Here is a 16573-nt window from a genome sequence, read left to right on the forward strand (position 1 = left end):
TTGAATTGAATAATCTAAAAGGAAGAAACATGCTGAACAAAAAACAGACCGCCGTGATGTACTGGAGCTGTATAACCCTATTAATGCTCGCCTTATCTTTCTCAAGTAAAGCTTCAGCCACGCTGATAAATAGCTCTTTCGACAATGCGTTTGAAGGATGGCAGGGGCAAGTCGACATCTTCGACGGTGCAAATGAATTGTTTTTTGTTGATGTAAACGATTTTTCCGATTTTTCTAAGAATTTTTCTACAAATGCAGACACGCTTTTTCTATCGACGGATTTTCAAGGTGCCGATGAAATTTTTGGGGTATACCTCTTTCAATCATTCACGGTAGGCGCTACAGCACACTCACTCTCACTGGCATTTAGTGCAGCTGCTGATTTCTTTCAAGTTGCATTATTCGACAGTAACGCAAACCTTTTACATGACTTCGATACAGACGGAGTAACTGCTGACTTATCGGTGCTGCGTGGGCAACTGGTCTCTCTTGAATTTGCTGTGGGTGACACGAACTTTTCGCTAGGCGATACGCTAACCGTTTCTAATATTCAACTAGCTGATACATCGGTAGAGGTTCCAGAGCCGTTCAGTTTCTCCCTATTGCTAATGGCCTTAATTGGGCTGTGGGTTCGCCGTAATTCTGTAACTTCCAGTTATACACTTCGCTAATTCGTTTCAGGGAACATACCATGTTTAATCAAAAGCAAACTCTTAGCCACTGTGTGTCTAGGAAGCTAAGTACTTTTAATAAAAAACTTGTGCAAAATTTACTGAGTAGATCTCTTTACCATGCCTCTTCACGTCCTACATTGTCTGTACTAAGTGCTATACCTGCGTTATTAACGCTCAATATGGCGCAAGCCCAAGTGGCGGAGGTTACGCAATGGGAAGTCATGAGTGACACCGTTGTTGAGCAAAGTGACCGCTATGTTAAGCGGGGGGTAGGGTATTTTACTGAAAACACCTTTACTTTATCAGAGTCGGTTAGCCAAAGTGATACATTGCGCTTAGTCGTCACGCAAAGCAGCCATGAGGTTATAGAGCCAGACGGATACAACAATTTCAATCAACCCTACTTTAATATAACGGCGACTCAAAACAGCCACACTATTTACTTTAGCCCAGCCCGAAAAGCGTTTGCCTATGACGTTAAGCTTCAACAACAAGTTCAACCGAGTAATGCTCTGGCATTTGCCTACGATTTTAATATTGACCAAGTACAGCTTGAAAATAACAACTGGGAAGGTTGGGTGTATCCCACGCGCAACCGAGGTGAAATGGTATTTGAGGCAGATGGTGGGAGAGATGAAACAGGAGCAATTAGCTATACCGATACCAGTGCTAATGTAAACATCACGCAAAATGGCATTAGATTTAACAACCGTACCAATCAGCCTAATATCAACCCGTGGACGACGTTGCTCGAAGGTGCTATAGGCAAAGATATCAACTCAGTCTCGCTATGGGTGAAGGTTGAAAAAGCTCAGCCAGGCAATGTAACTGTAAGGCACAATCTTGTTCCTTTCCCTGTGATTGATGACAAGAAAGGACCAACTATTAACGCGGGCATAGACATCGGCCCACAATACGAAATGATCATTCCGGCTTCCGAAAATGGCAACTGGGTGCAAGTTGAATTTATTGATAGTAAAACTGGCTTACGCAGTTTTACTATTCCTGATACGTGGCGTCATTTTGATGGCGAGTCATCTATTCAGGTTTATCCCCAGTTTTTATTTGATGGACTAGAGGTGGGTGACAAAGTCACCATAGATAGCTACGCAATAAACGAAATATCTTTGGATGAAGCGTGCTGTGCGCCAGTAGATGATAGCGACACTGGAAATAGTGGCGGGGGCTCTTCAGGTGGAAGTGATAGCACTCCAGACATTAACGAGCCAGATTATCAGCTCGGTGATATTCTTAACTTTAACTATACGTTTGACGAGAACAGCTTGGCACCAAACCAGGGCAGTCAAGGCTGGGTATATTCTGTTATCGATAGGGGAGCACTTAGTTTTGCCGATGGGGAAGGGAGAAATGGAGCGGCGCTTGTCTATGAAGATACAAGTGAAAATGTTAACCCAGAGCAAAACGGGTTTTACCTTCAGCAATGGAATAACAGTCCGTTTACTGCAAGGTTTGATAACCACGGTCACATATTAAGAGAAGTGTCTTTGTGGGTAAAAACTGACTTAGTGTCTGAGAAGGACATTGAAATCATTCACTACCTCCTTCCTTATGGTTTAGTTTCAGGTAATAAGCGAAATAATTACCCTGCTGCAGTTGAAGCTGCACCGCGTTATACAGGTACTATTCCAGCGAATAGTAGAGGCTGGGTTGAGTTAACATTAACGCTCACTTCCGATTCAGAAGGCGATTTTATTATTCCATCCACGTGGTCGGGCTATGAAGGGGGCGATTTCAATATTTATCCTGAATTTAAATTTGCTGGCACTGAAGTAGGGGATAAAATTTACCTAGATGACTATTTTGTTGTATCAGAAGTGGGCGAGCCGCTACCTATTCCCACAGATTTCACTATTGCATACGACTTTGAAGAGGTAACAGTTAGCCAAACTAACGGATGGGGTTTTGTACTTGCGGATTTCGGTAGTATTAGCCTAGAAGATAATGGTGGTGTGAATAGTAGTAGTGCTATCGGTTATACCGACACCAGTGTAAATACAGACATTAATAATCAATCTTTACTTTGGCACAAATGGGGCAACGCTAACCCCTGGAGCCAAGCTTTTGGTGGTGGTGCTGTAGACACTGAAATTCAGTCCGTAAGTTTAAATGTAAAAGTAGTTAAAGGGGCAGGCAATCCCAGTACAACCCCAGTAACGGTGAAGCATCACTTGTTACCGTGGAATGTTACCTTGAGTGGTGGTAAATCGGGCAAAGTTGCTGCAGCGCAGGCGATAACCGCAGACTACACCGCGACGGTTGAACCAGAGCATTTCGGTGACTGGGTAACGATAACCTTTGTGGATGCAAACACTGATGAACTTGGCTTCTCTGTTCCAGAAAGCTGGATCCTCACAACGGGTAAAGATATTACAGATGTTCTTCCGTCTTTCTATTTCGGCGGGTTAGAAGAAGGGGATAAGGTAATTATCGATGACTATCTGCTAGTAGGTGACAACGCGCTCGCTAGAAGCGGTGAAATTGAAAATGACGTTCCGTTGCCTGAATACGGCTATCATGATGGCAGCGGCACTTATACAGTAACACCCAGACCTGACCCCATCAGCTTTGAAGACTCTAGGTTCTATACACCGCCATCGGCAACCGGCATTCAGCGTGATTTACTGGTTGATTATGCAGTTAATAACCAGGATTCGACTGACGATACTCAGGTGCTGCAGGAAGCGCTTGATGACATAAGTAACAATTTAGGCGGAGGAAAGCTCTTTATTCCTGCCGGCGACTATTACTTTAGAAGTGTACATCTTCGGTCAAATGTACAAATTGTAGTTGATGAAAATGCACGTTTTTATCTGGCACCAGGTGGTGGTTACAACACCTGGATGTTTGAAATGGGCTTTGGTGACCAGGGTAAAGCAGAAAATGTGAGCATGGTTGGCCTTGGCGAAGGTTTTACTATCGACTTGTCTATCGACAGAACGCCAGAACCCAATGAGCGAATTGCTGTGTTTAGAATGGGTGACATAGAAAACTTCAGGTTTGCTAATTTTACTATTGAAGATAACAAGACTATTTTCGCTTCCTTTTTAGTTGGCGTTACACAGCGAGATAACGACCTCCACTGGCCAGTAAACGGCATTATTGAAGACATTACTCAGTACAACTCATTGTTCGGTTACGGGCTCGTTCAAACCTATGCCGCCGATAACATTCTGTTCAGGAATCTTCATAGCGAAGGCGGTATCACGTTACGAATGGAAACAGACAACTTAAGCATGAAGGACTTCGGTAAGGGCGGTATTCGAGATATTTTTGCTGAAAATATTCAAGGTACAGATTGTTTAGCCCCCGTTATGTTTGGCCCTCATTTTCAAGAGAATGGGTCGGTACAGGTCAATGGTGTTGTCTCCCACGGTTGTGGTTTTGCCGTGAGGGTAGACGAAGGGTTCGTTGAACTGTTCAGTCCTCAAGGAGAAAGTTATACGAGGAACCAGTGGCGCGATGAAGTTAACGCTACTTATGGTGATGGCTGCGCTGATGTAACTTATGCTCGTGGTGCAAACCAATGGGCTACCCGGATTACGCCGACGAAAGCGTGTTTAGATGCAGTGCATAATCGAACTAAACTCAAACCTGGATGGTTTGAAGAGTCTTACGTTTATAACGTTACCGCCAATTTCGATACAAACGCTCACTTGAAGCTAGATAACTTAAACTTCGTAGCTAGCTGCGACAACATCTGTATTGCTTCTCCCGAACAATGGTCGAGAAGAGGACAAATTTTCCTCGGGGATTCTGTCGCCGCTATCGTAAACGAGCAAAAAGAAGGTGTGGATTACAATTTCAATATTAATATTGATAACCCCTCGTCTAATGGCTTTCCTAATGGGCATTACGAAAAGCTAGATAGCTTTTCCATGCCGTTATCTTCGTGTCGTTCTAACTACCAAACCGCACTACCAAATTGTAGTGATTTAAGGTGGTATTAAGCGGGTTCATTTAACAATTTTATAAAAAGGGGAACATCATCGTTTCCCCTTTTTAATGCACTAAAAAACGTGCAACTGTAAAATCACTTAACATCTTGCAAACATATGATGTATATTAAGGTGGCATTTAATGGTGTGAGCCACATATAAGTTTAAGCATACAGAGAACGAGATAAATGTTTGTTAAAGGTCAATTCATCAGCGCTGCTAGAGGCAGCGAGTACTATAAAAACAAAATATCTAAAGTGCTCTTAGCAGTGCTGACTACCAGTGCTTTCGCTTGTGCAAATGGTGTGGAGCAAAACAAGGTAGACTTTAGTAGCGAAAATATTAGCAACGAGCACATCTTATTTAAGCAGGAGGTAAAGCACCTTCCTCTAAAAAACAGCAATTTGCGCAAATGGGATGTAGCTACAGTGGCTGACCTTGACCAAGATGGGTTTCCTGATCTTTTGCTAAATGACCATGGTTTTAGTTTAAAAGTGTTGTGGAACAACAATGGCCGGTTTGCCAAACCTTACGACCTTATCATGGGGGATATGCACGGTATTACTGCAGGTGACTTCGATAAAGACGGCAGTATAGAAATAGCGGTTTCCAGAGGCGGTGGTTCAGGGAGCAATGCCAGAAACACCAAGCTTTTTCGGATAGCGAGAAACCGTGAAATTTCAACAGTACCAAATTTAGAACAGCCCATGCCTTTTATGCGTGGGCGAACCGTAAAGCTTGTCGACTTAAATAGAGATGGGTGGCTGGATTTACTTAACTTTGCGTTTCCATCGCGTGAAATGCAGGGAAAAAGCGAAAGCTACGTATTTAAAAATACGCAAAACGGTCAATTTTCCGAGGAAACGAAACTTCCTGCAGTAAGAGGAGATGGTCAAAAAACGCTAATTACAGATTTTAACAACGATGGACTCCCTGATTTAATCGTTTATGGCAACGATAAGGCTAGAGCTTATCAAGCAAGTGAAGCGTTTGAATATAAGGAGGTGACGAGTCGCATTTTTCCTGCTTTGCTAAGTGATGTCACAAGTATCAATGAAATTGATTTTGATAACGACGGCGATTTTGACCTATTTATAACCCGCTCAGTCGAATATCAACCAGGGCAAACTTTCTACGATAAAAAACAGCAATTGTTGGGATATTATTGGTTAAGAGGTACACATAAATTTCCACCTTTGCACGCAGGCCCTGTTATCGAGTTTGTCAACTTTCAAAGTCAATGGCCCACAAAGGATTTATTCATTGGCGAGTCAGCTTATCCCTTTGCGTTTGAAGGTGAAACTCATATCGGGCGAGATGTTCGAATTGTAAATAGCGATGCACTAGGGTTCCCCGATAAATTAGACAAAAAGGGCGCTTATATTGGTTACATTGGGAATGAGCAATGGCAATTCGCCGCGGCAACGTTTTCAATTTCTACCGGGGTAATAAAAGGGGTTACCGCTTTTCCTGAAATGCCGAAGCCAGATGCGTTGACTGATATGCTGCTGTTAAATAACGGCGGTAAGTTTACAGACTATTCTACACAAGCGGGAATTTCCTATACTGAAAATACAGTGTCATCAGCGGTAGCAGATATCAATAATGACGGGTTCAGCGACCTTGTTATAACCAAGAAAGGCGACCTAATTCATCCTAACAACGCACTCACTTTTCTTAATGAAAACGGAAAGGGTTTCAAAGCTATTACGGCTCACGGCATCATAACTGAAGAACTAGGTGCACTAGGCCTTGGAATTGAACCGTTAGACTACGACTTAGATGGCGCTGTTGACCTAATAATAGGTAATGAACGCGGCAAGTGGCATCTATTGCGTAACACCAAAAAACACAATAATTACATTGGTATACATGTTCCATCTTCGCCTAAGGCAAACGCTAATTCAGAAGGTGCGGTAGTGGAAATTGACGCCTGCGGTATTAAGCAGAAAAAGAGAGTAGGGCAAACCTCAGCAGCATATTCTTTGAGTTCAAATACGGCGTTACATTTCGGTTTAGGCAACTGTACTGGACCGGTATCAGCAACGATTTCTTGGAGCAATGCCGAGCAAGCTTCACGAACATTTGAATCGGTAAATACTTATCACCAGTGGTTATTCTGACTGCAAGGCTTAAGCATTTACACAGAAAGCGAATGTTAAAAGAATTTTTGAAATTTTACTTAGTGGTATAGAAGGACAATACAATGACAAAGCACAATCGTAAAGTGCTCAAAATTTGGACGCTGTGTTTATCTATGATAGCCGTGGCTTCGCTTGCTCATAGTAGTGAGCAAAAAGAGGGAGGACTTTCAAAGGAACATAAAAAACCGAATATCGTTTTTATTTTTTCTGACGATGCAGGCTATGGTGATTTTGGCTTTCACGGCAGTAAGGTAATGAAAACGCCTAACCTTGATCAGTTAGCTGCCGAGGGAGTTCGGTTCGAACAGGGCTATGTTTCAGACCCCACGTGTGGACCTTCTAGAGCAGGCTTATTGACAGGGCGCTATCAACAACGCTTTGGTTTTGAAGAAAACAATGTTCCTGGATATATGAGTAAAAACTCTGCGCTAGATGGCGATCAAATGGGCGTGCCTGTTGAAGAAAAGATGATGGCTGCTTATCTAAAAGAACTGGGTTATACATCTTCCTATTATGGGAAGTGGCATTTAGGTGGTGCAGATAAATTTCATCCTCTAAATAAAGGTTTTGACGAATTCTATGGTTTTCGTGGCGGCGCGCGCAGTTATTTTGCTTATGAAGAAGGTAAAGCACCATCAAAGCTAGAATTGATGGAGCGCAACTTTGCCCAATACCAAGAGCCTGAAGGGTATTTAACGGATGAGCTTGCCGATGAAGCGATAGATTTTATCGAGCGTAGTACAAAAGCGGACAAGCCATTTTTTGTTTTCCTTTCGTTTAACGCGCCTCACACACCGATGGAAGCAACAAAAGAAGACTTAGCTAAATTCCCTAACTTAAAGGGCAAACGTAAAACGGTTGCCGCTATGATGTATGCCATGGACCGGGCCTCTGGAAAGGTTCTAGACTCGCTGGAACGCTTAGGTATTGAAGATAACACCTTGGTGGTTTTTACCAATGATAACGGCGGCCCTACAGATATGAATGCTTCAGACAACTTCCCGTTTAGTGGAACGAAATCTAATCATTTGGAAGGCGGAGTAAGAGTTCCATACGTTATGAAATGGCCGGGCGTATTCGAACAAGGAACTACGTATCCTCACCCCGTTAGTACCTTAGATTTGCTCCCTACATTTTTTGCAGCAGGTGGTGGTGATACTTCTACATTAGAAAATATAGATGGCGTTAATTTAATACCCTTCGTCAAAGGCTCAATTCAAGGTGCGCCACACGAGTTTCTTTATTGGAAAAAAGATACCCGAGCAACAGTTCGGGCGGGAAACTGGAAATTAATGCGTTTTCCAGACCGTCCTGCTGAGCTTTACTACATTGATAACGACGAAAAAGAGTTCAGAGACGTGGCTAGTGAGAACCCAGAACTTGTAAAAATGCTGTTTAAGAAAATATTCGAATGGGAATCTACGCTAGAGCGACCTCGTTGGTTACTTGAACGCAAGTTCGAAAATTACGATATCGATCGTATGGATCACTATTGGAATAAGCCAACTGATGGAAATGAGTCAGAAGGTAAGCTGTTAATTCGCCCCGCATCCGCGCACTAGAGGGAAAAATGAGCAAAGCACACTGGTACAAGGAAATAACACTGAAGCGTTTTGCCGGTTTGATGCTGTGTACAGTCCCTATTTGGGGTTGCACACAGCTAAAAACACCGCCACAGGACACCGCATTAGAGAATAAGGATACGCTTTTTGCTCGAACCAGTGACGTAATCACTTTCACTATGTCTCTTCAAAGAAAGTGGGGCGCTGCGGTTACCGCAGATGTAGACCAAGACGGATGGGATGACGTAATAACAACTCAGCACGGCACGAATGCACTTATTTACTGGAATAATGAAGGCAAATTTTCCGAACCTGTTGTAATAGTCACAGGCGACACACATGGATTAGGTGTGTCTGATTACGATGGCGACGGCAATATGGATATTGTTGTATCACCCGGTGGTGGCGATGGAGGTAATCCTAGACGACCTGTATATTTTAGTGTGGATACGCAGCGAAATATCACTAAAGGTGGTACGTTCTCGCACTTTAGCGCCAGTAGAGGGCGGGCCATTAAGTTCTTAGAAGCCAACAGCGATAATAAGTTGGACTTGTTCACAACGGGTTTTGCGCCCAAACGGGTGAAGTCATTAACCACTAATCAACTGTATCTGAATTCAGGGACAAGCTTTTCACACCCACTAACCTTATCTATCCCTCATGATGCGCTTTCAGTAAAAGCGCTTGTTACAGATGTAAATAACGACCATATTTCCGATGTCATTACCTTCGGAGGTAAAGACATGACCCTATCGGTAGGGCAAGGGGACGGGAGCTATGTAGATAAAACAAAGGAAGCTTTAGGGGAGTTAGCTAATACCCAAAATGTGATCAATATTGCAGAAATAGACTATGACAACGACGGTGACTTCGACTTATTTCTTGCCCGTAGCCTCTATCAGTTTCAACAAGAATCTTACTATGACCCTAAAGATAAAAACTTTGCGTTTTTTGTGTTCAGAAACAACTTTATGTATGACGACATTACCATTGAAGGCGAAAACCTTATCTTGGAAAATATTCAAGAAACCTATGCAACCTATGACATTCAGCTAGGTAGCGAACGGAAAGTTGTTGAAGCCGAGCGCACTGCGCACTATATGGATGGACGCCTTGAGATTACACCAAACGATGCGATGGGGTGGCCAGAAGGTGAAGCACTTAAGGGCATGCATATTGGCTATATGGGTAACGGAAAATGGCGTGTTGGCGGCGCAGTTAAATCTCGCTTATCAGCAGTAATAAAAAATGTTGTTGATCACCTAGGTGAGATGAAACGAAAGCCTTTGCCAGCGCTTTTACTCGAGAACCGTAGCGGTAAGTTTGTTGATGTTACAAATAGCCTAGGTATCGACATCCAAGAACAAACCACCAGTGTTGCCGCAGCCGACTTCAATAATGACGGTTTTATGGATTTAGCTATAACCCCTTACGGAAACATGGCGCTGCCCGTAGAACATTACGTATTGATGAACGAAGCTGGGACGGGATTTAAAAAGCTTCCTCACGTTGGACTAACCTCTGATGAAATAGGTGCCACGGGTGTCGGAGTCACCGCATTCGATTATGACCAAGACGGCCGTATGGACTTGGTTTATGGCAATGAAAGGGGGCGCTGGTACTTAGCTCAAAATCAGCTCCCCAAAAATACTTTGGGTAACTTTATAAAGGTAGAAGTGGGAGTGTCTGCCGATGAAAAAGCCCAGCCAACGGGTGCAAGAGTAACCATTACGGCCTGCGGCAAGCAGCAAACTCAACATGTAGGAGCCACTGGGGATGGCTTCCACCATATGCTAAATAGCAAAATGCATTTTGGAATTGGTGAGTGTGATGTTGTTGAGAATGTACATGTTATCTGGGCTAACGGCGAGAAAAAGTCAGTAGGGAACATCGTAGCCGGAACAAATATTAAGCTTTAGAGAATGGCGGACACGTGCTCAATAGCTTAAACAGTGACAAAAGACAAAGTTAACGGTAACTCATAGTAGGTAAAGTGAGTATTTGGAGCTGCTTTGAAGAATAGACGATTAAAGCAGCTGCCGAGTTCTAATTTCTACTGGATATCTTCAGGCTTTTGCCACACGCGAATGTATTCAACTTCAAAATCTACAATGCCATCGTGTTTTTTGCCTTCGGGGCTATTTTTTTCTAAATCCTCTAGACTATTTGGGTAGCCATGCCATGGGAAGGTTTCCATATCGAGCCATAAATTAATAGGGCGAGTGGCCACGTATCCGTTGTAGTCATCAGGAAGTCCTTCACGGTTTTGCTTAGCCCATGCAGTCGCTTGTTCTGGCGTCACAGATGAAAATAGCTCACCATCGATGTAATAGTTTATGCCGTCCTTGCTCCATTCAATACCGTAAACATGAAAGTCATCAGCCATTCTAAAGCCCAGCTGCTTTCTTTCTGTGTAGCTGGGCTTGCCGCCTACAGGTTTTTCCCAGTCGCGAATAGACCACCATAGTTCGCTGTCTAAATGGTCTTTGTTAGGATCTTCTCGGCTGTCGCCAAACGACTCGAAAAAGTCGAACTCCATTTTTGGACCCATAGACCAAAACGCACTGGTGACCTCTGCATCGGCAGATTTGCTTTTTATTTCAATGTAACCATAGGTGAACGAGCGGCGACCTATAAAACACGGCGTAGTGATATTTTCGTGCTTCATAGGTTCACCAAAGGTCGGCTTTCTAATCTCTTCAGTAAATGGAAAATCAGGCTCCCAGCGTGCTTCAAGCATCAGCTTTCCATCTTCTAAGCGATAGTTACGGCCTGAAAACTGTGAAGGAGCCCGACCTTTCCACACCCATTTGTCTGGATTGTCAGGGTGTATGTATTGCGGTTTACCATCTTTGAATTTGCCAACAATAAACCATCTGTCTTCGTCCACTTTATCTGCATCAAATTCATCGCTTACTTCTTTATTTAGTACCCAACCTCCGTTATTCATAGGGTCGGAAAGAGGAAGGACTGGGGCTGCACTTGAGCTATAAGATACGCCCGCGCTTACCAAACACGTGCTTAAAAAAGTGGTTTTAAGAATTCTAGTTTTCATCAGTGGGTTTCCTACTATTAGCGCTTTATTTAGTGTTTTGGCTCGAAAAAACGAACGTAATCAACTTGTATTTGTTCGGGTAAAGCACTGTCGTCTATGGCGGGGGTATTACCCAGGAATGTACCTAATCCGGTAAGCCAGATATTGACATCATTATGCTTATAGCGAGTTACGGGAAATTCGGTTTCACTTACTAATTTTCCGTCAAAGTAGTAACGAACGTGGGTTTCAGTAAACTCCATGCCATAAATATGAAAGTCGCTAAGTAATGTGCCGTCGTTAAAGCGTATTTGTTTTGTACCTACTTTATTCTGGGTGCGTCCTTCATCTTCGGTACCTGGCTCTGGTTTCCACTGATGTGCATCCGTTTGGTAATGCGTAGGGTCGATAGAGTCATTTTCGAAAGGATCGAGTTCGATATGACTATTAAGGTTAGGGTCATCTAATGGATTGAACGCAAGGCTGTCGTTATTCTCGGGCTTCTGAAGATATCGCATCATCCAAAAAGAACTATGCCATCCAGCGCCAGCTGGGGTTTTCAAACGCGCTTCATAAAACCCGTAGCGGAAAAGACGTTTTGAAATAATTCCTCCGCCAGTGTATTGCACGACTTCAGCAGGTACTTCACCTTCCTTTTGTCCAGGTTGAAGCCATTTATTGCCGGGGCACTCTACGCGTTCCTTTTTGAGTAAAATACGGTAAATCCCGTTAGATACTAGGTTATTTGCTTTTCCTTGCTTGCTCCAATGTTTACAGTCCAATCGATATTGCCACTTACTTTCATCAATTTTGTTTCCACTGAATTCATCGTGCCAGACTAATCGGTAGGCGCTGTTTTTATTTTCATTCAGGATAGGAGAAACTTCAGGCGTTTGATCAAATGAACAACCATTACACAGACTTACTATTAACAGTAGGACGAGATTGCGATACTTTTCTAGCACAAGAGGCCTCCGTGGCTTTCTGGCTGCTTATTGTTTCCATGTGTAATTAATTTAAACATAATATGTTTTAATTTGTAATATATTTTAGCCTTTAAGTTAAAAAGCTCTAGGCCTTGCATTCATAAACTTAAGGTGTGGCTTAGAAAAATAGAAAAGAGTTCGTAGCTCTGCCAGGGAGCAAAGCTAATTGGTAGCAAGTGATTTGAAATACATGAAGTTTTCTCTGTCACCTAATTTCTGTGAAAAAGACATGCCCAGTTCAATAAGCCTGCTGTCTCGAACATGCGAAAGTCCCTCTTTTAGCACGGTAATCGCATTTTGTGTTTTACCTATATTATCCAGAGCAAGGGCGTAGATATACCAGTTTTGAGTATTGGTCGGTGCTAACTCAGAAGCTTTTTTAAATAATTCAACCGCAGCAGGTTTATTCTGCTGGCGAATATTAAGCATTCCCAGTGAATAGTAAACAATGTCGCTAGTAGGAACCGCTTTTACTGCTTCTTCAAGGGTTTGTTTTTCAAGCTCTGCTTTATTTTGGCTTCGATATAGTTCAGCAAGATTTATGTAATTAGCTTCAAAGAACGGGTCTACTTGAATACCCTGTTTTAAAAGTGTTTCTGTTTCTTGAATGTTTCCTAGCTGGTATTCAACCATACTTTGATTGAGATTCCCTTCACCACGCCACTGATTGATGATGTTCGATGCTTTCAGTTCGTCCAATGCTTGTTTAAACGCAGCAGAATCAATACCCAAACCAATTAAATTATTAACCGCGGCAACGCGAACGCTTTTATATTTATCGTTAAGTAACCCTTTATATGATTTTAGCCGTTCGCCCGCTGGAAGAGCCCTGCCAGCTTGGGCGGCGGCAAGTCGCAGTAATGGTTCTTTATTTCTTATAAACGGTCTCAAATCTCGATCTGTCAGGGTTTCGATACGACTAGATAGCATTGTGACCACTGTCGCACGCTTTATAACGGGCAGCGTTTTAGCATAGGCAAGTCTTAGCACTTCGTTTTTATTCATAGCTTCGCCATGCACAAAAGCAATGTATTTTTCTTCATCGCTATTTAATGTTGAATCTCTGCCGTACCACTCATTTAACTGCTTTGACACCCAATCATTGTTGTTTTCATGGCAGTTAAGACAGGCGTTGGGAGCACCCGTTTGTTCTGATACATGTGGAGTAGGGATGCTAAAGCTGTGGTCCCGTCTGGCGTCCACGCCCATATAGGTACGCGTTGGCATGTGGCAATTTACACACTGGCTCGCTTCACTGTCACTAGGATGTTTGGTGTGCTTTTCACCTTCGTATGCTCGTGCAGAGTGGCACTGCAAACACAGCCCATTACCTTCTACTTTCAGCTTCATGGTGTGTGGGTTGTGACAGTCTATGCAATTAACACCAGCCTCATACATCCGGCTTTGAAGAAAAGACCCATATATATACACTTCTTCTTTTATTTGCCCGTCAGCAAAGTAAAGAGGGGATATAAGTAATGAAGGAGTGAACTGATCCAGATAGTGGTGTTCGGGGTTAATACCGTCGGTCAACGGAGAACGAAGAGAGTGGCAGCCAAAACAGGTATCCATAAAGCTATTGTCCCGTTTCGCAGGCTTATATTCGCCATTTTCAAGCTCTTGCCAGCTAGCAATTTTATCTCCTTCTTTTAGTAACCATTGCCCTATAGCTTTTTGTTCGTCTGCCGACAAGGTATTGTGGGAATAGGCGGGCATATCGTTACTGATAGCTGTATCAGCCTTCGAAGCATGCGTAGAAGAAGGTGGGTTGCTATATTGCTTATTATGGTTTGCCATATCTCCATGGCAAGAAGTACAAGAAACATTAATGGAATCAAAGTGACTGTTAAATGCTAATGTGTCCGCGTCGAAGTTACGTGTTAGGCCGGTCGAATGGCAATCGGCACACATTCCGTTCCAGTTTTGCATCGGCTGCTTCCAGTGCAGCCTATCACTTACGCCAATATCTTCATCTTGATAGTTAGGGTACCAGCGTTGACCGCCTTCTTTTTCGTCACGGCTATCCCATGCGAATGGAAAAACTTGAAAACGGCCACTTTCGGTTTCAATTAAATATTGTTGTAATGGGTAGTGACCAAATACATAAGAGATAGTGTACTGCTTAGCTTCGCCTGCCTCTGTGAGCGTGGCAAAAAATTTACCATTTTTTCTAGAGAAAGTTGCACGTTGTGAAAAGTGCGTAGTTGTTGCGTTATCAAAATCGCCTAAAACCGTTTCGTTTGTCGCATGATCCATGGCTTTTCCATGGTCTGATGTTTCCCATTGGCTGACTTGCTCAGCATGGCAATTCACGCATTGTGAAGATTCACTAGCGTAAGAAGTGTGACTTGAAAAAACAAAAAGCGATGCGAGAAGAAATACACCAATACGCGGCACGTCAAAAGCTCTAATATGTTAATAGTTTGTATAGAGTATCATGTTAACGCGAGCACGTCATAATAATACAAACATCCTATGTGGAGGTTATTCGTTACGTTCGGTTAAAATCAATTCACTAGACTGGGGCATTATCGCGAAGTCAAACTGCCCTAAGACGTTCATTCCCAACAATCCATCAGAATCGGGTAATGCGTCTTCGGGCAGCACGATGGCAGAAACATCGTTGAACTCGTAGCCAGCAAAGTAAAATCGCGGTATTTGTACCAGAGGGGCTTCAATAGTTCCTGACGCGGTTCTAACGTTGAAGTTACCGATAAACGTGAGGTTTCGCATACGGCCTAGGCGAGCGAATAATCGTGACGATATTGCTGTGGTACTGGCGCCGGTATCTAAGATCATGGTGGCTTTTTGGTTAAGCGCCTTTGCTTCAAGGCGATATTGGTCACCATTACGCTCTAAAGCTACACGAGTTTGATAACGTGCTGCCTCAACGTCTGATGGCGCTAGTTCGCTTTCGCTAAGCGTATTATCTGTGTTGGCGATATCGCGCATTTCATAGGCTTTATTGCGAATGATATTTGCGTCTCTATCGTTTAATGGCAGGGCGGCGAGCACATCTTCCATCAAGGTAAACTTTTGCTGATAGGCGTAGGCTTCAGCCAGGTTAAGAGTGTAGTGTTTCGCGTCGGGTATGCGCTGGTATAAAGGTTCGTTCAACCTTGCTACTAGTTCCCATTGTTCGTCCTGACTTAATTGCGTCTGCGCCTGTTGATACAAGGTGGCAATTTTTGTGTCAATAAACGTAAGCGTTTTGTTTGTAAGAGGCAGTTCAGCTAAGTCGTAGTAGTGCACTATCGCTGTGGGCAGGGGCTTGGTTAACTCAATTAGTTCAGCTTCTAGTAGCAGTAGTGATTCATTAAGCGGATCATTTTTCAGATACTTTGTAAGCTCTGTGGCAAGCAGTGCATATTGCCCGTTATTGAGTAAAGCTGTTAGCGCTGACAGCTGGTCTTGGTCTAATTGAGAAGAAGAGAAACCTTGCCCTTTTATCTCATTTGATGCCGTATTTGCCCCGCTGATGTCAGTGGGAAAATCAATGCGAAAGTCAGAAGATCTTGGGGCAGAGATAGGTACTGCCTTACTTTTTACATTTAGACCGCTTTTGTGCTTTGCATTATCTTCTAGGCGGTGTTCATAGCTTGCCTCTAATTCATAAGCTCTATCACTGTGCTGTTTTAAGTTAACCCACAGGTATATATTAAAGCTTAAGGACACACACAAAGTACATAGAAGCAGCACTGCTAGCCAGGTTCTCATTTGGATATACAAGCCTCGCCGTATATGTCCACGAATTGCTTAGGCATCCTTTTGGGCGCACCAGTATCAAGGCTGACGCAAACAAAAGTTGTTAGTGCATCAAAAACGGGTTTGTTACGCTTTGGGCAGATGAACTGGAATTGACGCTTCAGAGTTAGTTTGCGATCGCAAAACACTATCCAAGTTGCACATTCTAACGTATCTCCAAGATGTGTTGGCAGGTGGTAGTTCAGCTCGTGACGCTTAATAACCATGCCGCGGTTGAGCGATTGATAATCGGCAAACTGTAAGCCAAGGGCGTTTGAGTGAGCCCACGCTAGGCTTTCTAACTGCGACAGATACGCCACATTGTTCACGTGCTGATAGTGATCAATATGTGTTTCATCAATATGCCATTGCTGAACATAGGGGTTGTCTAACATCCAATTTAGCGTGTTGGAGCTCAAACTTCTTCCTCATTTATATATCTTGTTTATATCCTAGCTGCTTCATTACCGTCG

General features: G+C 43.2%; 10 protein-coding genes. 5 read left to right on the forward strand and 5 right to left on the reverse strand.

What is annotated here, in order from left to right:
- The first annotated feature begins 29 nt into the window (after window positions 1-29).
- From IW644_RS11605 to IW644_RS11625, 5 genes are all read left to right on the forward strand, one after another.
- Window positions 30-671 carry a hypothetical protein gene (locus IW644_RS11605; RefSeq protein WP_269917738.1) on the forward strand — a complete coding sequence of 214 codons (642 nt, stop codon included), beginning with the start codon at window positions 30-32 and terminating at the stop codon, window positions 669-671.
- A gap of 20 nt (window positions 672-691) precedes the next feature.
- A complete protein-coding gene (locus IW644_RS11610; RefSeq protein WP_269917739.1) occupies window positions 692-4642 on the forward strand; it encodes a glycosyl hydrolase family 28-related protein in 3951 nt (1316 codons plus the stop codon).
- 176 nt (window positions 4643-4818) lie between these two features.
- Window positions 4819-6753: a CRTAC1 family protein gene (locus tag IW644_RS11615; protein WP_269917740.1), complete on the forward strand. Its 1935-nt coding sequence runs from the start codon at window positions 4819-4821 to the stop codon at window positions 6751-6753.
- An 83-nt stretch (window positions 6754-6836) separates the two neighbouring features.
- On the forward strand, window positions 6837-8336 hold the full coding sequence (locus tag IW644_RS11620; RefSeq protein WP_269917741.1) for a sulfatase-like hydrolase/transferase: 1500 nt from the start codon (window positions 6837-6839) through the stop codon (window positions 8334-8336).
- 8 nt (window positions 8337-8344) lie between these two features.
- On the forward strand, window positions 8345-10255 hold the full coding sequence (locus tag IW644_RS11625; RefSeq protein WP_269917742.1) for a CRTAC1 family protein: 1911 nt from the start codon (window positions 8345-8347) through the stop codon (window positions 10253-10255).
- A gap of 134 nt (window positions 10256-10389) precedes the next feature.
- Here the strand turns inward: IW644_RS11625 and IW644_RS11630 are convergent, their stop codons facing one another.
- The 5 genes from IW644_RS11630 to IW644_RS11650 all read right to left on the reverse strand — a co-directional run bounded on the left by IW644_RS11630 (window position 10390) and on the right by IW644_RS11650 (window position 16519).
- Window positions 10390-11391: a family 16 glycosylhydrolase gene (locus IW644_RS11630; protein ID WP_269917743.1), complete on the reverse strand. Its 1002-nt coding sequence runs from the start codon at window positions 11389-11391 to the stop codon at window positions 10390-10392.
- A gap of 29 nt (window positions 11392-11420) precedes the next feature.
- Window positions 11421-12335 (reverse strand): glycoside hydrolase family 16 protein, encoded by a 915-nt coding sequence (locus tag IW644_RS11635; protein ID WP_269917744.1) that lies wholly within the window; start codon window positions 12333-12335, stop codon window positions 11421-11423.
- A 183-nt stretch (window positions 12336-12518) separates the two neighbouring features.
- Window positions 12519-14753 carry an ammonia-forming cytochrome c nitrite reductase subunit c552 gene (locus IW644_RS11640; RefSeq protein ID WP_333473862.1) on the reverse strand — a complete coding sequence of 745 codons (2235 nt, stop codon included), beginning with the start codon at window positions 14751-14753 and terminating at the stop codon, window positions 12519-12521.
- A gap of 87 nt (window positions 14754-14840) precedes the next feature.
- Window positions 14841-16073 carry a retropepsin-like aspartic protease family protein gene (locus IW644_RS11645; RefSeq protein ID WP_269917745.1) on the reverse strand — a complete coding sequence of 411 codons (1233 nt, stop codon included), beginning with the start codon at window positions 16071-16073 and terminating at the stop codon, window positions 14841-14843.
- The gene (locus IW644_RS11650) at window positions 16070-16519 is read right to left on the reverse strand and encodes an acyl-CoA thioesterase (RefSeq protein ID WP_269917746.1); all 450 of its coding nucleotides are present in this window, start codon (window positions 16517-16519) and stop codon (window positions 16070-16072) included. Before IW644_RS11650 ends, IW644_RS11645 begins: the two co-directional genes overlap by 4 nt.
- Window positions 16520-16573: the final 54 nt, after the last annotated feature.

The sequence above is a fragment of the Alteromonas sp. PRIM-21 genome, assembly GCF_027563165.1.
Lineage (GTDB): Bacteria > Pseudomonadota > Gammaproteobacteria > Enterobacterales > Alteromonadaceae > Alteromonas > Alteromonas macleodii_A.

Bases quoted from the DNA above. Each gene is read 5' to 3' on its own strand.
- IW644_RS11615 (WP_269917740.1), top strand. From the start codon at position 4,819: ATGTTTGTTAAAGGTCAATTCATCAGCGCTGCTAGAGGCAGCGAGTAC.
- IW644_RS11620 (WP_269917741.1), top strand. From the start codon at position 6,837: ATGACAAAGCACAATCGTAAAGTGCTCAAAATTTGGACGCTGTGTTTA.
- IW644_RS11630 (WP_269917743.1), bottom strand. From the start codon at position 11,391: ATGAAAACTAGAATTCTTAAAACCACTTTTTTAAGCACGTGTTTGGTA.
- IW644_RS11610 (WP_269917739.1), top strand. From the start codon at position 692: ATGTTTAATCAAAAGCAAACTCTTAGCCACTGTGTGTCTAGGAAGCTA.
- IW644_RS11645 (WP_269917745.1), bottom strand. From the start codon at position 16,073: ATGAGAACCTGGCTAGCAGTGCTGCTTCTATGTACTTTGTGTGTGTCC.
- IW644_RS11605 (WP_269917738.1), top strand. From the start codon at position 30: ATGCTGAACAAAAAACAGACCGCCGTGATGTACTGGAGCTGTATAACC.
- IW644_RS11625 (WP_269917742.1), top strand. From the start codon at position 8,345: ATGAGCAAAGCACACTGGTACAAGGAAATAACACTGAAGCGTTTTGCC.